Here is a 19,054-nt window from a genome sequence, read left to right as displayed (position 1 = left end):
GCCTGCGGTCATTACGGAGGAACAGCGCGTTTCCTGGCATTGGCGCGGGGCGGTGTGTATGGGGTTGCACCTTCCGTAGCGGCATGTGGTCCGGTGGACTTACGTCCCGGTCCCTTGAGGAAAGGTCCTTGCTCATGCATTCGCCGTTCATGCCACCTCGCCAGGTCAAGATCGGTGACGCGGCGGCCTTCGCCGGCACCACGCCGCGGGCGATTCGCCATTACCACGAGATCGGCCTGCTCCCCGAGCCTGAGCGGGGCGGCGATGACCGCCGCCGCTACGGGTACGAGGACATGATCCGCCTGCTGTGGATTCGCAAGATGGCCGACGCCGGGATCGCCCTGGACGACATCCGTGACGCCTTTACCACCGGCACGGCTTCCGCCGGTGCGGACAGCGGAGACGGTATCGCGGGCATCCTGGAGCGGCTGGAGGAAACCCTCGCCGAGCAGGAGGCGGAATTGCGGCGGCAGCGGACCGCCGTGCAGCGGATGCGCACCGAAGGCAGCCGGATGGGCCTGCTCTCCGACTTCGTCACCGAACGCCTCAAGAGCCTGCCTGAGGGCTCCCTGCGTCAGGCGGACCTGGACAGTCTGCTGGTCACTGAGCGGATCTTCGGCCCGCTCGGCGCGGCCATCCAGGCCACCCGCTTCGTCGTCCTGGCCACGCATCCCACTCTGCGGGAGGATTCCGACCGCATCGATGACGCCGAGGAGGCACTCGATGACAGCGTCACCGTCGATGATCCACGGGTGGCTCAAGTGGCCGTCGAGCGGCACGCCTTCGAAAGCGCCCTGCAGGCCGTCATCGAGGAGTCCGGCCTAGGGAAAGACGACGATGCCCTCTTCGACGCCTGGGACACTTTGCACCCTGCTACCGCCGATGACGGCGAGGACGAGGCCGACCTCAGCTCTGGCAGGCGGGAGGCTGACTCCATGAGCGTGCTCGAAGCCACCGGCAAGATGCCCTACGACTTCTCCCCAGCCCGCCTGCGCTGTATGGAACTGGCCGAAGAACTATCCGCCCAAGAGCCACCCGCTACCTAAAACACGGCCTAGTCACGCCCCTCGCCGCAGCAACCGCAGCAGTTCGGCGTTGTGGCCCCGCCGCGCCCAGGCCATGAGGGTGAGCGGCACGAGCAGGATGAGCGGCGTCGCCGCGTACTGCCCGTCGAAGACGGCTATCTGCACGATGAACGCGCCGATCATCAGCGCGCCCAGCGCCATCGCCGCCACCGACTGGAGCACCGGAATCAACAGGGCGACCGCTCCGGCCAGTTCGAGCGCGCCGATGACGTACATCCCCGTACTGCCCCAGCCGATCTTGTCGAACGACTCGGCAGCAGAGGCGTGCCCGATCAGCTTGGGCAGGGCGCTCGCGATCGCGTAGAAGAGGGCGAGCAGGATCTGCAGACCGCGCAGTGCGATCCGGGCACGCCGCCCGCGGGCGGTCGCGGACTCGGCGATGACGACGCCGGCCGGGGCGGACGGGGCGGCGCCGACGGGAGCGGTGGTCTCGGCCATGGAGGTCTCCTGGGGGAAGCGGTCCGTGTGGTGTCGCAGAGGTAGACCGCCCCTCGTCGCAGAACTCATCGCTGCCCGGCCGCCCGGGCCGTCGGCACCGCCCGCACCCAGGTCCGATCACGCGTCAGATGCCGGTCGACCTTCAGTCCCGCCTCCTCCAGCGCCTCCTCGAACTGCTGCGTGGTCAGCGGCCGGGCCCGGAACGTCTGCGTCCAGACGGCGTCCGGGAACTCGTACTCCACGCGGACCGAGTTGACCCCGTCGCCGACCGGCTCCGACGACACGATGCGGACGGTGAAGCCGCTGGGGTCGACCCGCTCGCGCGGCACGTTCGCGTGGTAGTCCTCGCCCTCCCGCTGGATCAGCACGCAGCCACCCTCCGCGACATGGCGCACGCAGGTGCGCAGCAGGCCCCGCCGCACCTCCGGGTCCCCCGCGTGCACGAGGAACGAGGCGAGCAGCACCACGTCGAACGTCTCGCCCAGGGCCAGGTCCTCGATGGGACCGCATATCGTCCGCGCACCGCGCACGCGCTCCAGCATGTCGGCGGACTCGTCCACCGCCGTGACCGCGAACCCGCGCTCCAGCAGCGCGTGCGTCATGCGCCCCACCCCGCTGCCCAGCTCCAGGATCCGCGCGCCCGCGGGCACCGCGGCGGCGATGATGCCCGGCTCCTCCCCCACGGGGAGCCGTGAGTAGAGCTCCACGGCGCAGCCGTCCGGGGTGATGGCCCCGGGTCCCGTCCCCTCGTACCCCTCACGCATGTTCGGCTTCATGCCCGTCCAACGGGCCGCATCCGCACGCCCGTTCCCGCCCCGGCCGCCTTCACCCGACCGAGTGAACAGACGGGCGGCGCGCCGGGACCAGGGCCACCGCGGCTACAGCGGGAACCAGCCGCGTCCCCCGTACCAGTGGCCGCCCGTCCGCAGGTGGTCGCCCACGGCCCGCTCCACGGAGGTGCGCCTCGGCAGGCTCACCACCGGCAGGTCCGGGTCGCCGAAGACGAACCGGACGGGTTCGGTGTCCGCCGGTTCCGGCTCCGCACCCGGCTCGCGGGCGATCGCGAAACGCTCCTGGAAGCGCAGGATGTTGGAGTCCGGGCCGAGATACCGCTTCAACTGGTGGTCGAGCAGCCAGGATTCACACACGGCGACCCGGTACCGCTCCTGCGGAAAGTGGCGGGCGAAGAACTCCCCTGCCAGTTCCAGGGACCGGTCGCAGGCCGTCGGCGACAGCGGCCCGCGGAAGTCCGGTATGTGCAGGTTCAGGCAGGGCTCCCCCGGTGCCACGTCCAGCCCGGCCGCCGCGATCGCCCGCCCCGTGCGCTGTCCGAGCCTGGCCCGCTCGAACTGGAGCCGGCCCAGTTGGTACAGCTCACCGCGGAAGTGGCGCGTGAGCCACCGGGGGACCTGCATCCCTCCGCTGCCGTGCTGCCGTCGGTGGTGCGCCATGTTCCGCCCGAGGTCGGCGAGGGTACGGCGGCTGACGTCGGCCGGGACACCCCGCTCGCGGTGGTACGCGCGCGTGTGCGGCAGCGCCGCGACGAACACGTACACGGCGAAGTACGGGCCCAGCGCCGCCGGGGCCTGGGCGAGCCGCTCGGCGAGCGGGACCTCGACCCCCACCTCCCCGATGTCCCGTACGAGGTCCTCGACGCACTCCTCCAGCAGCCGTACGGCCCCGGCGTCCGAGGTGAGCGTCCGCCGCAGGGCGACCAGGTCGTTGATGTCCTCGTGCGGCACCGCGAGGTCGAGCAGAATCTCGGGCAGCATGTCGGCGTCCGGCAGCATGCGCGGCTTCCCCCTGTCGGCCTTTGGTGAACCCCCGCCACGAAGAGTACGTTGCAAGCAGGAGTGGTGATCGGACGATGCGTACGGGCAGTGAACCGAGGACTGCGCGCAGTGCCCTGCGGGCGCGCTTCTGGCTGAGCCTGTGGGGGCTGGTCTGGGCGCTCTTCGGGACGGTCGCGTTCACCCTGGCCGGGCGGACCGGCTGGGCCATCGCCTGCGGCGTGCTGCTGCTGGTCGTCACGATCGACCTCGCCGTCGTCCGCAGGCACATCCGCCAGGGCCCGCACTACCAGCCGGGCCCCGGCATCCCGCCCTACCGGCCGCCGGACGACCGCCCCTGAGCCGACCGGGCCCGGCCTCACGACTCGAAGCGCGCCGCCTTCAAGAACTCCGGTTTCGGGTCCAGCGCGGCCGCCAGGCGGAAATGGCGTTTCGCCTGGTCGGGGCGGCCCTGCCGCTCATAGGTGCGGGCGAGCGCGAAGTGCGCGAACGCGTTGTCCGGCTCACGCTCCAGGACGATGGAGAACTCCAGCTCCGCCGGCCTCAGCTGCGCCGCCGCGAAGAAGGCACGCGCACGCAGCAGCCGCGCGGCGGTGTTCTCCGGGTGCGCGGCGACGACCGGGTCGAGCAACTTCACCGCGCCCCGCGGGTCCCGCGCCGCGAGCAGTTGCTCGGCGGCACGGAAGTCGATGACGTGCGTCTCCGGTGTACGTCCGGTCGATCCGCTGGTCTCGGGCACGGCAGAGTCCTTCCCTCACTGAAGGGGTTCAACGCCCCCTCGCGGGGCCGCTATTCCTGAGGAGACGGCCGGGACGCCCGGGACCTGCGCCGGAGCTCGGCCCACACGTCCCGCACGCGGCGCTCCAGCTCCTCCAACGGCACGTCGTTGTCGATGACGATGTCCGCGATCTCCCGGCGCTGCTCGCGTGTGGCCTGGGCGGCCATCCGCGCGCGGGCGTCCTCCTCGGTCATGCCGCGCCGCCGTACGAGCCGGTCGAGCTGGGTCTCGGGGCTCGCGTCGACGACGATCACGACGTCGTACAGCGGTGCCAGGCCGTTCTCCGTGAGGAGCGGGACGTCGTGGACGACGACCGCGTCCTCGGCGGCGGCCTGCTCCAGCTCGCGGGAGCGGGCGCCCACCAGGGGGTGCACGATCGAGTTGAGGGTGGCGAGTTTCGCCGCGTCGGCGAAGACGATGGAGCCGAGCCTCGGCCGGTCCAGGGTGCCGTCGGCGGTGAGGATCTCCTCGCCGAAGGCCTCCACGACCGAGGCGAGGCCCGGGGTGCCGGGTGCGACGACCTCCCGGGCGATGCGGTCCGCGTCGATCAGCACGGCCCCGCACTCGACGAGCAGCCGTGACACCTCGCTCTTGCCGGCGCCGATGCCGCCGGTCAGGCCCACCTTCAGCATGAGCCGAAGCCTAGACGCTCCGCTGGGAGGCCAGGTTTTCGGGTGCGGGCCGTGGGGGCTGGTCGCGCAGTTCCCCGCGCCCCTAGAGGGGCGTCAGTTGTCGCCTTCTCTTTCCGCCAGGAATTTTTCGAACTCCCGGCCGATTTCGTCCGCCGACGGGATGTCCACCGGCTCGGCGAGCATGTTGCCGCGGGTCTCGGCGCCCGCGACGGCGTCGTACTGGTGCTCCAGACCCTCGACGAGCGCGGTGAGGTCGTCGTCGCCCTCGCGGATCTGCCGGTCGATCTCCGTCTGGGTGCGGTGGGCGTCCGAGCGCAGGGCATGGGCGATGCCGGGCAGCACCAGTCCGGTCGCCGCCGTGATGGCCTCCAGGACCGTCAGGGCCGCGTCCGGGTACGGGGAGCGGGCGATGTAGTGCGGGACGTGGGCGGCGACGCCCAGCACGTCGTGCCCCGCCTCAAGCAGGCGGTACTCGATGAGCGACTCGGCGCTGCCGGGCACCTGCGCCTCCTCGAACGGGCTGCGGTGGCCCGGGACGAGGTCGGTGCGGTTGCCGTGCGGGGTGAGGCCGACGGGCCGGGTGTGCGGGACGCCCATGGGGATGCCGTGGAAGTTCACGGACAGGCGGACGCCGAGCCGCTCCACGATCTGCTTCACGGCCGCGGCGAAGCGCTCCCACTCCACGTCCGGCTCCGGGCCGGACAGCAGCAGGAACGGCGCTCCGGTGGCGTCCTGTACGAGGCGCACCTCGATGGCCGGGTCCTCGTAGTCGCTCCAGCGGTCGCGCTTGAACGTCAGCAGCGGGCGGCGGGCGCGGTAGTCCACGAGCCGGTCGTGGTCGAACCGGGCGACGACCTGGTGCGGCAGCGAGTCGAGCAGGCGGTCGACGATCTGGTCACCCGTCTCGCCCGCGTCGATGTATCCGTCGAAGTGGTAGAGCATGACAAGTCCGGCCGACTCCTGTGCCAGCGCCATGTCGACGACGGCCAGGCCCTTCGGCTCCCATGCGTACAAACCCTGCGGATCAAGCACAGTGACCGCTCCTCCTCGTGTCCGTACGGCACAACGCCCTTGCGGGCACGGGCATTCCCCGGAGGAGGAGAACTTCGATCTTGCCAGCCGGGCCACCACCCTCTTGAGGAGCGCGGGGAACTGCGCGACAAGCCCCCACCGGCCGGCAGCCGACCGGCAAGCACTGAGGGCCCGCACCTCGAAAGGTGCGGACCCTCAGTCAGGAACAGCTACTGCTCAGGAACAGCTACTGCTCAGTGGGCGTTCAGCTCTGCCCACCCGCCAGCTTCTCCCGCAGCGCGGCCAGCGCCTCGTCCGAGGCCAGCGCACCGGAGTTGTCCGGGCCCTCGGAGGAGTACGAACCGCCACCGGACGCGGCCGGAGCGGCGGCCTCGCCACCCTCGGCGGCAGCGGCGGCGTCGGCCTCGCGGGACTTGATGACCTGCGCCTGGTGCTGCTCGAAGCGCTGCTGCGCCTCGGCGTACTGGCGCTCCCACTCCTCGCGCTGCTTCTCGTAGCCCTCGAGCCAGTCGTTGGTCTCGGGGTCGAAGCCCTCGGGGTAGATGTAGTTGCCCTGGTCGTCGTAGGACGCGGCCATGCCGTACAGGGTCGGGTCGAACTCGACCGCGGCCGGGTCGGCACCGAAGGACTCGTTGGCCTGCTTCAGCGAGAGGCTGATGCGACGGCGCTCGAGGTCGATGTCGATGACCTTGACGAAGATCTCGTCGTTGACCTGGACGACCTGCTCCGGGATCTCCACGTGGCGCTCGGCCAGCTCGGAGATGTGGACCAGACCCTCGATGCCCTCGTCCACGCGGACGAACGCACCGAACGGAACCAGCTTCGTGACCTTGCCGGGCACGACCTGGCCGATCTGGTGGGTGCGGGCGAACTGCTGCCACGGGTCTTCCTGGGTCGCCTTCAGCGACAGGGAGACGCGCTCGCGGTCCATGTCGACGTCGAGGACCTCGACCGTGACCTCCTGGCCGACCTCGACGACCTCGGAGGGGTGGTCGATGTGCTTCCAGGACAGCTCGGAGACGTGGACCAGACCGTCGACGCCACCCAGGTCCACGAAGGCACCGAAGTTGACGATCGAGGAGACGACGCCGGAACGGACCTGACCCTTCTGGAGGGTGGTGAGGAACGTCTGGCGGACCTCGGACTGGGTCTGCTCCAGCCAGGCACGGCGGGACAGGACCACGTTGTTGCGGTTCTTGTCCAGCTCGATGATCTTGGCCTCGAGCTCCTTGCCCACGTAGGGCTGGAGGTCGCGGACGCGGCGCATCTCGACCAGGGAGGCCGGGAGGAAGCCACGGAGGCCGATGTCGAGGATGAGACCACCCTTGACGACCTCGATGACGGTACCGGTGACGATCCCGTCCTCTTCCTTGATCTTCTCGATGGTGCCCCAGGCACGCTCGTACTGGGCGCGCTTCTTCGAGAGGATCAGGCGGCCTTCCTTGTCCTCCTTCTGGAGAACAAGGGCCTCGATCTCGTCACCGACGGCGACGACCTCGTTCGGGTCGACGTCGTGCTTGATCGAGAGCTCGCGGCTCGGGATCACACCTTCGGTCTTGTAACCGATGTCGAGCAGGACCTCGTCCCGGTCGACCTTCACGATGACGCCGTCGACGATGTCGCCGTCGTTGAAGTACTTGATCGTCTCGTCGATCGCGGCGAGGAAGGCTTCCTCGTTACCGATGTCGTTGACCGCTACCTGCGGGGTGGTGGCGGTGGTCTCGGTGCTGCTCGTCATGTGGGAAAGGGCTCCGGTACGGACATTGAAGTCGTAGGTACTGCTACGCCGGGAGCCCGTTTCGCTCTGCAGAAGCCGGACAGCCAAGGAAGCGCCACACAAAAACGGTGGCGCCTCGACAACCGAGGGGACATACATACAGATGCGAGCGCAGCCTGCTACGTCTGAGGTGCGCAGGCCCGCAGCGCAACTTGTAGCATACGGGGGCAGCCGGGCAGGGTCAATGCGCGAAGCCGCCCACGCGGGGCGGAACACCGCATACCCGGCACAGGTCGTGTCGTTCGAGGCCACGCGGGCCCTTCGACGACCCCTTCGTGACCTCCGGGACCGGCTGGACGGAAGAGTACGACGAGGGAGCCGATCATCCAAGAGCCCGAAGCGTCCGAAGCCGAGGCCACCCGGCGTGCCGCCGGTGTCACGGAGAGTTCCCGCGCCAACCGTGGCTGGTGGGACCGCAACGCGGACGAGTACCAGGTCGAGCACGGCACCTTCCTCGGGGACGACCGCTTCGTGTGGGGCCCCGAGGGCCTGGACGAGGTGGAGGCCGAGTTGCTCGGCCCGCCGGAGGAGCTGAAGGGCCGGGACGTGCTGGAGATCGGCGCCGGCGCCGCCCAGTGCTCGCGCTGGCTGGCCGCCCAGGGGGCCCGCCCGGTCGCCCTGGACATCTCGCACCGGCAGTTGCAGCACGCACTGCGCATCGGCGGAACGTTCCCCCTGGTGTGCGCCGACGCCGGCGCGCTGCCCTTCGCCGACGGTTCGTTCGACCTGGCCTGCTCGGCGTACGGGGCGCTGCCCTTCGTCGCCGACCCGCGCCAGGTGCTGCGCGAGGTGCACCGGGTGCTGCGGCCCGGCGGCCGTCTCGTCTTCTCGGTGACGCATCCGATCCGCTGGGCCTTCCCGGACGAGCCGGGGCCGGAGGGGCTGTCGGTGTCGGGCTCGTACTTCGACCGCACGCCCTACGTCGAACAGGACGAGGAGGGCCGCGCGGTCTACGTCGAGCACCACCGCACGCTCGGGGACCGGGTCCGGGACGTCGTGGCGTCGGGCTTCCGGCTGGTGGACCTGGTGGAGCCGGAGTGGCCGGCCTGGAACACGTCCGAGTGGGGCGGCTGGTCGCCGCTGCGCGGGAACCTGATCCCGGGCACGGCGATCTTCGTGTGCGTACGGGACTGAGTGCGTGATCCGCTACGACGCCCTGGAGACGCTGCCCGTCCGCAGCGCCCTGCCCGGTCTGGACGACGCTCTGGAGGGCCACGGCACCGCCGTGCTGGTGGCGCCGCCCGGCACCGGCAAGACGACGCTGGTGCCGCTCGTGCTGGCGGGCCTGCTGGGCGAGGGGCCCGCGCGGCGGGTCGTCGTCGCCGAGCCGCGGCGGATCGCGGCCCGGGCGGCGGCGCGGCGGATGGCGTGGCTGCTGGGCGAGAAGCCCGGCGAGAGCGTCGGCTACACCGTGCGCGGGGAACGGGTCGTCGGGCGGCACGCGCGCGTGGAGGTCGTCACGACCGGTGTGCTGCTCCAGCGGCTCCAGCGCGACCAGGAGCTGGCCGGTGTGGACGTGGTGGTGCTCGACGAGTGCCATGAGCGGCATCTGGACGCCGACACGGTGGCGGCGTTCCTGTGGGACGTACGGGAGACGCTGCGGCCGGAGCTGCGGCTGGTGGCCGCCTCGGCGACGACGGACGCGGCGGGCTGGGCGCGCCTGCTGGGCGACGCGCCGGTGGTAGAGGCGGAGGGCGTGTCGCATCCCGTGGAGGTGGTGTGGGCGCCGCCGGCGCGGCCCGTGCGGCCGCCGCACGGCATGCGGGTCGACCCGGCTCTGCTGACGCATGTGGCGTCGGTGGTGCGGCGGGCGCTGGCCGAGCGGGACGGGGACGTGCTGTGTTTCCTGCCGGGTGTCGGGGAGATCGCCCGGGTCGCCGGGCAGCTCGGGGGGCTCGGTGACGTGGACGTGCTCCAGGTGCACGGGCGGGCGCCGGCGGCCGTGCAGGACGCGGTGCTGGAGGCCGGGGAGCGGCGGCGGGTGGTGCTGGCGACGTCCGTGGCGGAGTCGTCGTTGACGGTGCCGGGGGTGCGGGTGGTCGTGGACTCGGGGCTGGCGCGGGAGCCGCGGGTGGACCACGCGCGCGGGCTGAGCGCGCTGACGACGGTGCGGGCGTCCCAGGCGGCCGGACGGCAGCGGGCGGGGCGGGCCGGGCGTGAGGCGCCGGGAGCGGTGTACCGGTGCTGGGCGGAGGCCGAGGAAGCGCGTCTGCCGCGTTTTCCCTCACCGGAGATCAAGGTGGCCGATCTGACGGCGTTCGCGCTGCACGTGGCGTGCTGGGGGGATCCGGACGCGTCGGGGCTGGCGCTGCTGGATGCGCCGCCCTCCGGGGGTATGGCGGCGGCTCGGGGCGTGTTGGGGGCTGTGGGGGCCGTCGACTCCGTCGGGCGGGCAACCGAGCGGGGTGTTGCCCTGGCTCGGCTGGGGCTTCATCCGCGGTTGGGGCGGGCCTTGGTGGATGCCGTGCCGTTCGTGGGTGTCGAGCGGGCTGCGGAAGTGGTCGCGCTGTTGAGCGAGGAGGCTCCGCGGGAGTACGGGGATGATCTGGCCGGTGCGTTGCGTCGGGCTCGGCGTGGGGGTGACGCCTATTCCTCGCGGTGGCGTGGTGAGGTTCGGCGGCTGCGGGCCGTTGTTTCGGGTGTTTCCCACCCACCCGCCCGAAACAGCCCTTTGGAGGCCGGGGTCGAGGCGTGGGAGAACCTCTCCGAGGATCGGCAGGTCGGGCTCGTCGCCGCTCTCGCCTACCCCGAGCGCATCGCCAGGCGCGACGGTGGGTCGTACCTCATGGTGTCCGGGACCCGTGCCGAGATCGGTGACGGGAGCGCCCTGCGGGGTGCTTCCTGGATCGCCGTCGCCGTGGCCGACCGGCCCGTGGGGAAGGGGCACGCGCGTGTGCAGCTGGCGGCCGCGGTCGACGAGGAGATGGCCCGGGTCGCGGCGGGGGCGCTGCTGGAGGAGCGGGACGAGGTGGGCTGGGACGGTGGGGACGTCGTGGCGCGGCGGGTGGAGCGGCTGGGGGCCGTGGAGCTGGCGGTGCGGGCGCTGAAGGATCCCGGTCCCGGGCTTGTGCGCGGGGCGCTGCTCGACGGGCTGCGGCGGGAGGGGTTCGGGCTGCTGCGGTGGTCGGCCGAGGCCGGGGTCCTGCGGCAGCGGCTCGCGTTTCTGCGGCTGCATCTCGGCGAGCCCTGGCCCGACGTCTGCGACGAGGCGCTCCACGCGCGCGTGGAGGAGTGGCTGGAGCCGGAGCTGGGCCGGGCGCGGCGGCGGGCCGATCTGGCGCGGATCGATGCCGGGGAGGCGCTCGCGCGGCTGCTGCCGTGGGCGTCCGGTGAGGCCGGGCGGCTGGACGAGCTGGCCCCGGAGCGGATGACCGTGCCGAGCGGTTCGAGGATCCGGATCGACTACTCCCGGCCGGAACAGCCTGTGCTCGCCGTGAAGCTTCAGGAGATGTTCGGGCTCCAGGAGTCGCCCCGGGTCGCCGGGGTGCCGCTGCTCGTGCATCTGCTGTCCCCGGCCGGGCGGCCGGCCGCCGTCACCGCCGATCTCGCGTCCTTCTGGCGCGACGGCTACAAGGGCGTGCGCGCGGAGTTGCGCGGGCGGTATCCGAAGCATCCGTGGCCCGAGGACCCGGCCGCGGCCGAGCCGACCCGGTACACCAACGCGCGGCTCAGGCGCTGACGGGTGACGGTTCCTCGGTCGCGGTGGAGGCCGGGCCCGATGGGCGGCGGCTCCGGGCCTCCAGGTAGAGCGCGAGGGCCAACAGGAGGACGCCTAGGGTCAGGGAGCCCCAGGGCAGCCAGGACGTCATGAGCAGGATGAGCAGGCGCTGGGACTTCACCAGGTCGACCGTGTGCTCGATGTAGTCCTCGCGCATCTTCACGTGGCCGGCGAACGCGGTCACCTTGTCGCGGTCTCCGAGGAGGGTGCCGCCGCGCAGTTCCTCCCGGTGGAGTTCCTCGCCGTAGACGGGGGCGCCGGTGAGGGGTTCGACCCAGAACTTGCGGACCGTGGTGTACCAGCGGGTGGTGCCGGTCTCGGCGACCGACTCGGGGGTCAGGCCCGCCACGGGCAGGGTCTTCGGGATCTTCACCTTGGTCCAGGGGATGGTCTGCTCGAAGTAGTAGACCTCCAGGCCGCGGAAGTCCCGGGTGCCCTTGTAGTGGATGGGGGCCGTGACGCGGGCCTGGGCGTCGAAGTAGGCGTAGTCGCGCTTCTCCGTGAGGAAGGGCCACTTGAACTCGATGCCCTCGCGGCGCACGGGGTCGCCGTCGACCATCTCGCCGGTGGCGTGGACGGGTTCCTGGGTGTGGGCGTCGAAGATGTAGCGCTCGGGGATCTTCGAGACCATCTTGCCGTCGGGGCCGACGACGTAGGACAGGCCGTCCCAGACGACCACGTCCCGGCCCGCCGACTCCTCGATCCGCTCGGAGGCCTCCACGTTGCCCTTGAGGGTCTGCACGATCGTGACCTGGGGGACCTTCTTCGCCCGCATGGTGCCGTAGTCGAGGAGGGTGGCGTCCTTCGCCTCCAGGACCATGTCCTGGTAGTGGTTCGCGGGGATCTTGGCGAGGCGCGGGAAGGCGTACCAGCGCAGCAGCGGGGACAGTGCCGCGAAGAACACGGCGAGGGCGAGCAGGACCAGGCCGGCCTTGCGGCGCATCTCGGCCTCCCTCCCGGGCGGGCGGTCAGGGGTGTGCGGGCACCGTCGTCAGCAGTGGCTTCGGGGACGTCCCGCCCGAGGGGGAGCCGAGGGCGGTCAACGTCAGGACCACGGCGAACGCGAGGGCGAGACCGGTGGCGGCGGCGATGAGGGCACGCATACGGGGCCTCCCCACGGGTCGAGCTGATACACCGTCAGGTTTCTCGGCACCGTAGCAACGGGCGGCGGAGATGAGAACACGTCGCGCACACAACAGCGCCCCTCTGTAAGAGGGGCGCTGCGTGTCGTACTTGGGGGCTACGCGCTCGGGCTGGCCGACGGGCTCGGCGAGGACGTCTCGGCGGCCGCCACGGTCAGTTCGACGGTGAGGGTCGCCCCGCCCACGGTGTTGACGCGGAGCAGGAACGTGCCGGTGGTGTCGTCCGCGTACAGTTTCGGCAGCCGCAACAGGCCCTTCGCGTCCGTCTTCAGGCCCGTCAGGGTGCGTACGGCCTTGCCGTCGGCGTCCTTGAAGTACGGGCCCTTGTCGTTGGCGGTGGGGTCGTCCGCCGACTTGATGAGCGTGGCGGTGGCCGCGACGCCGTCGGCGACTGCGCCCTTGTACGTGGCCTTCACCTCGACCTGGTCGGCGAACTCGCCGCCCGGGGTGCAGGTCAGCGCGGCGTCACCGGTACGGGCGAGGGCGTCGGCGGCGCGCTCGGTGACGGTGGCCGTGTAGTCGAGACCGGGCAGGGTACGGCCCACGACGGTGGCGCGGACGGTGACGTCGCCCGTCTTCTCGCCCGCCAGCAGGGCGGGTGCGACGGCCACGCCGGAGCTGTTGGTGGCGACCGTGGCCACGCTCTCGCCGCCGGTGAAGGTGGTGTCCGTGTCGCCGAGGATCGTGAAGCGGATCCGGACCTTGCCGACGGCCTTGCCGGCCTGCGTCTCGGCGCGGGTGCTGATCCTCTTGGTGAACGCGTCGCCGGCCATGGCGGTGAGCTTCGCCGTTCCGGCGTCCTCCAGGTGGTGCACCGTGTCGGTGGGGGTGGGAGGCGTCGAGGGCGGTGTGCTCGGGGTGTCGGGCGGGGTGGTCGGCGGCTTCGGCGGGGTCGTGCCGCCGCCGGGCTCCTCGGACGGGGGGCTGGGCTTCGGCTTCGGGGTGGCCGGAGCCGACGTGCCCGGGGTGGCCGGGGTGCCCGGGGTGGAGGGACTGGGGCTCGCGCCGGCGCCGTCGTCGCTGCGGTCGTCGGGCAGCGTGCCGGTGCCGTCCGGGATCTCGTGCGTGCCCTTGCGGTAGTACTCCAGCCACCTCATGACGAGGTTCAGGTACTCGCGCGAGTTGTTGTAGCTGAGGATCGCGCGGTCGAGGTCGCCCTGGTCGGACAGGTCCCAGTTGTTGCGGCAGAGGTAGTGGCCGGCGGCGAGGGCGGCGTCGTAGATGTTGTTGGGGTCCTTCTTGCCGTCGCCGTTGCCGTCGCGGCCGGCCCACGCCCAGGTGGACGGGATGAACTGCATGGGGCCGACGGCCTGGTCGTAGGTGCTGTTGCCGTCGTACGCGCCGTTGTCGGTGTCCCGGATGAGGGCGAAGCCGTTGCCGTCGAGCTGCGGGCCGAGGATGGGCGAGAGGGTGGTGCCGTCGGCGTTGACGCGGCCGCCGCGGGCCTGGCCGGACTCCACCCGGCCGATGGCCGCGAGGAGTTGCCAGGGCAGGTTGCAGCCGGGCTTGGTCTCGCGCAACGCGGACTCGGCCTTCTTGTAGGCGTCGAGGACGGTCGCGGGGATGCCCGCCTCCGTGGTGCCCTGGCCGCCCGGGCCGGGGCCGGTGGACGGCGACGGGTTGGGGCTGTTGAGCGGGGGCAGGTCCGTGTAGTACGGCGAGTTGCCGGTGGCGCTGCCGTCGGAGGCGCTCGCTTCGGGCGACGGGCCGGCGTCCGCGGCGGTCTGTCTGCCGTGGTCGTTCACGCCCGGAGCCTGGGAGGCGGACAGGGCCGCGACCGCTACCGCGGCCACGGCGGTGGTCGCCGCCCCCTTGCGCAGCCTCCTGCCGAATTGCGCCGCCATAGAGTGAACCCCTCCCGTGGACGCCCGAGCGCCCGTCTCTGTCTCTCGCGCTCTGTGTGGTGCGTTCGCGTACTTCTGTTGCGTTCGCTCTGTTGTGACGATCGACCGGCCCGAGTGGTTGCCCTCCGGCAGGCCTGTCTCCGGCCCACGGCACGGTGACCCTGGCGACCCTACGACAACTTCCTTTGCTCGGGCACCCGTTCGTGCCCGTTTTTCACCAGTTGGTCATGGGTCGGAGCGCGGCGGACGCCCGGTGGGCGGCATCCCGCATACTGAGGCCTCCCGACCGCCCTGGTAACGACCGTCGCGAGGAGCCGAGTTGCCGTTCACGCTGAGCCACGCGGCGGCCGTACTGCCCGCCGTGCGCACCGACGGGAGCGGCCGGGGCCGGCTGGTGCCCGCCGTGCTCGTGGCGGGTTCCTTCGCGCCCGACATGACCTACTACGCGGCGAGTGTGCTGTCCGGGGCGATGGAGTTCGGGGACGTCACGCACTCGTTCCCGGGCGTGTTCACGGTCGATGTGCTGGTCGCCTGGGCGCTCGTGGGGCTGTGGCTGCTGGTGTGCGAGCCGCTGGTGGCGCTGCTGCCGCGGGCCCGGCAGGGGCGGGTTGCCGCCCTGGTGCGGTGCGGGGCGCCACGCGCGCGTGTGCGGCCGTCGCTGGTGGTGTGGTGGTACGTGTCCGCGGTGCTGGGCGCGTTGACGCACGTCGTGTGGGACGCGTTCACGCATCTCGACCAGTGGGGGATGCGGGTGTTTCCCGTGCTGGGGCGGGAGGTGGCGGGCTCGCCGCTGTACTGGTACCTCCAGTACGGCGGTTCGGCGGTGGCCGCGGTCGTGATCGCCGTGTTCGTGGCGCGGGCGCTGCGGCGGGTGCCCGGGCGTGAGCCGGTGGGGGTCCCTGTGCTCTCGGTGCGGGACCGCTGGTGGGCCGCTGCCGTGATCGGCGGCTTCGCGCTCGTGGGGGCGGTGCAGCGGGCGTCGCGGTGGTGGGCCTACTGGGGGTCGGCCGCGAAGCCGTGGGAGATCATTCCGACGGTGTGCTTCGGCGCGGGGGCGGGGCTCGTCCCGGCGCTGCTGCTGTACGCCGTGGGGGTCAGGGTGTGGCGTCCGGTTCCGGCCCCCGATGGTCGCGACCGCGCCGGTGAGACGGAGCCGAGCCGTCCGGCCGTTCGCTGAGGGGGTTGCCGGTCGTCGCGATGTACACGGTGATGGTGGTGTGCGCCGGGCGGGGCCGCGGGAGCAGGGTGAGGACGAGGGTCAGGTAGCCGCGGGCCAGCTCGGCCCAGGGGCGGGACGCCCTGCCGGGCGCGTCGGGGGTGCCCGGGCGTGGGGCGGTGGCGGCTGTGCGGCCGGTGAGGTCGGGCCCGGCGGTTCGGTCGGGCCCGGCGGTCCGGTCGGGGACGGCGGGCAGGTCGGTGACGGGCCGCGGGGCCTCGCGGCCGGTGGGCCCTGCTCCGGCGGACACGGCCGCCACGCCGGCCGGGCTGGTCAGCCACCATCCATGAGCCAGGCGCTGCCGGAGGTCCGCCGCCGTTCGGCGCAGGGCCGTGGAGCGGCCGGTGGGGACGCGGCCGGTGCTTGCGGCTGCCGCGAACACCGGGACCGACGCGCCCCGTATGAGCGCCACGCCTGACGCCGAGCGGCTGAGGAGCGTGCGTATACCCATGCCCGCATCCTTACGACCGCCGGTGGGTGGGGCGCTTTCTCGGGGGCCAGGCGGGTGATGGGTTTCGCGGGGGTGGGGCGGGGGCCGGGCTGGGCGAGGGCCTTCGTCAAGGGCCTCGGCGTCAAGGGCCTCGGCCAAGGGCAAGTCCCCGACTCGGGCACGAACCCAACCGGAGCGAGTACCGCCCGCGCAGGCGGGCGCTCGGGCCGGGCCGGAGGCCCGGTCGAGGTGGGCGCCCCCGCCCCGGAGCCTCCGCCACACCCGCCGGCCTTGCCGGACAACGCCGGCCGGCGCGGCCGTCACGCGCACGCGCCGGCTCACCCGACGAGCCCCCGTCCCCGACCCGCCCCCGCCGGCGCAGCGGCCTAGTGTGCCGCCGACTCCCAGTCCGGCCCCGCGCCCACCGAGACGCCCAGCGGGACGCGGAGGTGTACGGCGTTCGCCATCTCGCGGCGGACGAGTTCCTCGGCGGCGGCCCGCTCGCCGGGGGCGATCTCCAGGACGATTTCGTCGTGGACCTGGAGCAGCATGCGGGAGGCGAGCCCGGCGTCCTTGAGCGCGCTGTCCACCTTGAGCATGGCGATCTTGACGATGTCGGCCGCCGTGCCCTGGATGGGCGCGTTGAGGGCCATCCGCTCGGCCGCCTCGCGGCGCTGGCGGTTGTCGCTGTTGAGGTCGGGCAGGTAGCGGCGGCGTCCGAAGAGCGTCGCCGTGTAGCCGGTCGCCCGGGCCTCGTCGACCGCCCGGCGCAGATAGTCCCGTACTCCGCCGAACCGCTCGAAGTACGCGTCCATCAGGGCGCGGGCCTCCGCCGCCTCGATGTTCAGCTGCTGGGAGAGGCCGAAGGCGGACAGCCCGTAGGCCAGGCCGTACGACATGGCCTTGATCTTGCGGCGCATCTCGGCGTCCACCGCGGTCGGCTCGACCGCGAAGACCTGGGAGGCGGCGGTGGTGTGCAGGTCCTCGCCGGAGGTGAACGCCTCGATCAGGCCCTCGTCCTCGGAGAGGTGGGCCATCACGCGCAGCTCGATCTGGCTGTAGTCGGCCGTCATCAGGGACTCGAAGCCCTCGCCGACGACGAACCCGCGGCGGATCGCGCGGCCCTCGTCGGTGCGGACCGGGATGTTCTGGAGGTTCGGGTCGGTGGAGGACAGGCGGCCGGTGGCGGCGACGGTCTGGTTGAAGGTGGTGTGGATCCGGCCGTCCGCGGCGATCGTCTTGATCAGGCCCTCGACGGTGACGCGGAGCTTGGCCTGCTCGCGGTGGCGGAGCATGATCACCGGCAGCTCGTTGTCCGTCTGCGTGGCCAGCCAGGCCAGCGCGTCGGCGTCCGTGGTGTAGCCGGTCTTGGTCCGCTTGGTCTTGGGCAGGGCCAGCTCGCCGAAGAGGACCTCCTGGAGCTGCTTGGGCGAGCCCAGGTTGAACTCGTGCCCGGCCGCCGCGTGGGCCTCCTTCACCGCCTGCTGGACGGCGCCGGCGAACATCTGCTCCATGGCCTCCAGGTGGGGCCGGTCGGCCGCGATGCCGTGCCGCTCCATGCGGGCGAGCAGCGCGGACGTGGGCAGCTCCATGTCGCGCAGCAGGTCGGCGGCGCCGACGTCCTCCAGACGGCTCGCGAAGGCCTCGCCCAGGTCGAGGACGGCGCGGGCCTGGATCATCAGGGCCTCGGCCTCCGCGCCGTCGTCCGTGCCGAAGGCGAGCTGGCCGTCGGCCGCGGCGGCGGGGGCCAGCTCGCGGTGCAGGTACTCCATGGACAGCGCGTCCAGGTCGAAGGAGCGGCGGCCCGGCTTGACCAGGTAGGCGGCGAGCGCCGTGTCCATCGTGACGCCCTCGACGCTCCAGCCGTGCTCGGCGAAGACCCGCATGGCGCCCTTGGCGTTGTGGAAGATCTTGGGCCGGCCGGCGTCGGCGAGCCAGGCCGCGAAGGCCTTCTCGTCGGCCTCGTCCAGCTGGGAGGGGTCGAACCAGGCGGCCGCTCCGCCGGGCGCGGCGAGCGCGACCTCGGCGACCGAGCCCGTGCCGAGCGCCCAGGCGTCGACCGTGGCGACGCCGAGGGGCCCGGTGCCGTGCTCGGTGAGCCAGGGGGCCAGCTCGCCGGTGGCGAGCACCGTGCCGTCCAGCTGCACGCCGTCCGTGCTGATCGGGGTGGTCTCGGCCTCCTCCGCGCCGGGGTCGACGGCGAAGAGCCGCTCGCGCAGCGAGGGGTTCCTGATCTCAAGGGTGTCCAGGATCATCGCGACGGCCTTGCGGTCGTAGGCGGCCCGCTCCAGGTCGGCGACGCCCTTGGGCAGCTCCACCCGCCGCTCCAGCTCCGTGAGCCGGCGGTTGAGCTTGACCGCTTCCAGGTGGTCGCGGAGGTTCTGCCCGGCCTTGCCCTTGACCTCGTCGACGCGCTCGACAAGCTCGGCGAAGGAGCCGAACTGGTTGATCCACTTCGCGGCGGTCTTCTCGCCGACGCCGGGGATGCCGGGGAGGTTGTCGGACGGGTCGCCGCGCAGCGCCGCGAAGTCCGGGTACTGCGCGGGCGTCAACCCGTACTTCTCGAATACCTTCTCCGGGGTGAAACGGGTCAGTTCGGAGACGCCCTTGGTCGGGTACAGCACGGTGGTGTGCTCGCTGACCAGCTGGAACGAGTCCCGGTCGCCGGTGACGATCAGCACCTCGAAGCCCTCGGCCTCGGCCTGCGTGGCGAGCGTGGCGATGACGTCGTCCGCCTCGAAGCCGTCGATCGCGAAGCGGGCGGCGCCCATCGCGTCGAGCAGCTCGCAGATCAGCTCGACCTGGCCCTTGAACTCGTCCGGGGTCTTGGAGCGGTTCGCCTTGTACTCCGTGAACTCCTGGGAGCGCCAGGTCTTGCGGGAGACGTCGAAGGCGACCGCGAAGTGCGTGGGCGCCTCGTCGCGCAGCGTGTTGGCCAGCATCGACGCGAAGCCGTAGATCGCGTTCGTCGGCTGGCCCGTCGCGGTGGTGAAGTTCTCCGCGGGCAGCGCGAAGAACGCGCGGTAGGCCAGCGAGTGCCCGTCCATGAGCATCAGTCGCGGACGGCTGCCGCCGGAGGTCTTGTCGGTCGTCTTCGATGCTGTCTCTGCCACGCCCCCGATCCTGCCACGCCCCACTGACACTCGGCCCCGGCCCCGAGGGTGCCGGGGCC

At 72.0% G+C, this 19,054-nt stretch carries 17 protein-coding genes; 5 read left to right on the top strand and 12 right to left on the bottom strand.

Annotated features, from left to right (window positions below):
* The first annotated feature begins 134 nt into the window (after positions 1–134).
* Positions 135–1,046 carry a MerR family transcriptional regulator gene (locus tag IE255_RS06040; protein ID WP_190049047.1) on the top strand — a complete coding sequence of 304 codons (912 nt, stop codon included), beginning with the start codon at positions 135–137 and terminating at the stop codon, positions 1,044–1,046.
* 12 nt (positions 1,047–1,058) lie between these two features.
* Here IE255_RS06040 and IE255_RS06035 read toward each other — a convergent pair whose 3' ends face one another.
* The 3 genes from IE255_RS06035 to IE255_RS06025 form a co-directional block, all read right to left on the bottom strand.
* Positions 1,059–1,523: a DoxX family protein gene (locus tag IE255_RS06035; RefSeq protein ID WP_190049046.1), complete on the bottom strand. Its 465-nt coding sequence runs from the start codon at positions 1,521–1,523 to the stop codon at positions 1,059–1,061.
* A gap of 65 nt (positions 1,524–1,588) precedes the next feature.
* Positions 1,589–2,299 (bottom strand): class I SAM-dependent methyltransferase, encoded by a 711-nt coding sequence (locus IE255_RS06030; protein WP_190049045.1) that lies wholly within the window; start codon positions 2,297–2,299, stop codon positions 1,589–1,591.
* 102 nt (positions 2,300–2,401) lie between these two features.
* Positions 2,402–3,313 (bottom strand): acyltransferase domain-containing protein, encoded by a 912-nt coding sequence (locus IE255_RS06025; protein ID WP_190049044.1) that lies wholly within the window; start codon positions 3,311–3,313, stop codon positions 2,402–2,404.
* Between the two features lie 77 nt (positions 3,314–3,390).
* Between IE255_RS06025 and IE255_RS06020 the strand changes: the two genes are divergently transcribed.
* A complete protein-coding gene (locus tag IE255_RS06020) occupies positions 3,391–3,654 on the top strand; it encodes a DUF6343 family protein (RefSeq protein WP_190049043.1) in 264 nt (87 codons plus the stop codon).
* A 17-nt stretch (positions 3,655–3,671) separates the two neighbouring features.
* Here the strand turns inward: IE255_RS06020 and IE255_RS06015 are convergent, their stop codons facing one another.
* The 4 genes from IE255_RS06015 to rpsA all read right to left on the bottom strand — a co-directional run bounded on the left by IE255_RS06015 (position 3,672) and on the right by rpsA (position 7,493).
* Positions 3,672–4,052, bottom strand: a complete 381-nt coding sequence (locus IE255_RS06015) for a tetratricopeptide repeat protein (RefSeq protein WP_190049042.1) — start codon at positions 4,050–4,052, stop codon at positions 3,672–3,674.
* Positions 4,053–4,102: 50 nt separating this feature from the next.
* Positions 4,103–4,723, bottom strand: coding sequence for a dephospho-CoA kinase (gene coaE, locus IE255_RS06010; RefSeq protein ID WP_190049041.1), 621 nt, complete (start codon positions 4,721–4,723; stop codon positions 4,103–4,105).
* A 93-nt stretch (positions 4,724–4,816) separates the two neighbouring features.
* Positions 4,817–5,755, bottom strand: coding sequence for a PAC2 family protein (locus tag IE255_RS06005; protein WP_190049040.1), 939 nt, complete (start codon positions 5,753–5,755; stop codon positions 4,817–4,819).
* Positions 5,756–5,999: 244 nt separating this feature from the next.
* Positions 6,000–7,493, bottom strand: a complete 1,494-nt coding sequence (gene rpsA / locus IE255_RS06000; protein ID WP_190049039.1) for a 30S ribosomal protein S1 — start codon at positions 7,491–7,493, stop codon at positions 6,000–6,002.
* Between the two features lie 363 nt (positions 7,494–7,856).
* Between rpsA and IE255_RS05995 the strand changes: the two genes are divergently transcribed.
* Positions 7,857–8,666: a class I SAM-dependent methyltransferase gene (locus IE255_RS05995; protein WP_190049359.1), complete on the top strand. Its 810-nt coding sequence runs from the start codon at positions 7,857–7,859 to the stop codon at positions 8,664–8,666.
* A gap of 4 nt (positions 8,667–8,670) precedes the next feature.
* Complete coding sequence (gene hrpB, locus IE255_RS05990; protein WP_190049038.1) at positions 8,671–11,211, top strand: ATP-dependent helicase HrpB; 2,541 nt, start codon at positions 8,671–8,673, stop codon at positions 11,209–11,211.
* On the opposite strand, the gene pgfA is transcribed toward hrpB, so the two are convergent.
* From pgfA to IE255_RS05975, 3 genes are all read right to left on the bottom strand, one after another.
* Complete coding sequence (gene pgfA, locus IE255_RS05985; RefSeq protein WP_190049037.1) at positions 11,201–12,193, bottom strand: cell envelope lipid trafficking protein PgfA; 993 nt, start codon at positions 12,191–12,193, stop codon at positions 11,201–11,203. The two genes, hrpB and pgfA, sit on opposite strands and share 11 nt — an antisense overlap.
* Positions 12,194–12,218: 25 nt before the next feature.
* A complete protein-coding gene (locus IE255_RS05980; RefSeq protein WP_107426737.1) occupies positions 12,219–12,353 on the bottom strand; it encodes an SPW_0924 family protein in 135 nt (44 codons plus the stop codon).
* Positions 12,354–12,490: 137 nt separating this feature from the next.
* On the bottom strand, positions 12,491–14,236 hold the full coding sequence (locus IE255_RS05975) for a lytic transglycosylase domain-containing protein (protein ID WP_190049036.1): 1,746 nt from the start codon (positions 14,234–14,236) through the stop codon (positions 12,491–12,493).
* A gap of 319 nt (positions 14,237–14,555) precedes the next feature.
* Between IE255_RS05975 and IE255_RS05970 the strand changes: the two genes are divergently transcribed.
* Positions 14,556–15,413: a DUF4184 family protein gene (locus tag IE255_RS05970; RefSeq protein ID WP_190049035.1), complete on the top strand. Its 858-nt coding sequence runs from the start codon at positions 14,556–14,558 to the stop codon at positions 15,411–15,413.
* Here the strand turns inward: IE255_RS05970 and IE255_RS05965 are convergent.
* Positions 15,331–15,903, bottom strand: coding sequence for a hypothetical protein (locus IE255_RS05965; protein WP_190049034.1), 573 nt, complete (start codon positions 15,901–15,903; stop codon positions 15,331–15,333). The two genes, IE255_RS05970 and IE255_RS05965, sit on opposite strands and share 83 nt — an antisense overlap.
* 365 nt (positions 15,904–16,268) lie before the next feature.
* The gene (polA, locus tag IE255_RS05960; protein ID WP_190049033.1) at positions 16,269–18,995 is read right to left on the bottom strand and encodes a DNA polymerase I; all 2,727 of its coding nucleotides are present in this window, start codon (positions 18,993–18,995) and stop codon (positions 16,269–16,271) included.
* Between the last annotated feature and the right edge of the window lie 59 nt (positions 18,996–19,054).

This window comes from Streptomyces lomondensis (assembly GCF_014651035.1).
Lineage (GTDB): Bacteria > Actinomycetota > Actinomycetes > Streptomycetales > Streptomycetaceae > Streptomyces > Streptomyces lomondensis.
The sequence above is the reverse complement of the archived record's forward strand: the minus strand, read 5'-3'. Positions and strand labels throughout refer to the sequence as shown.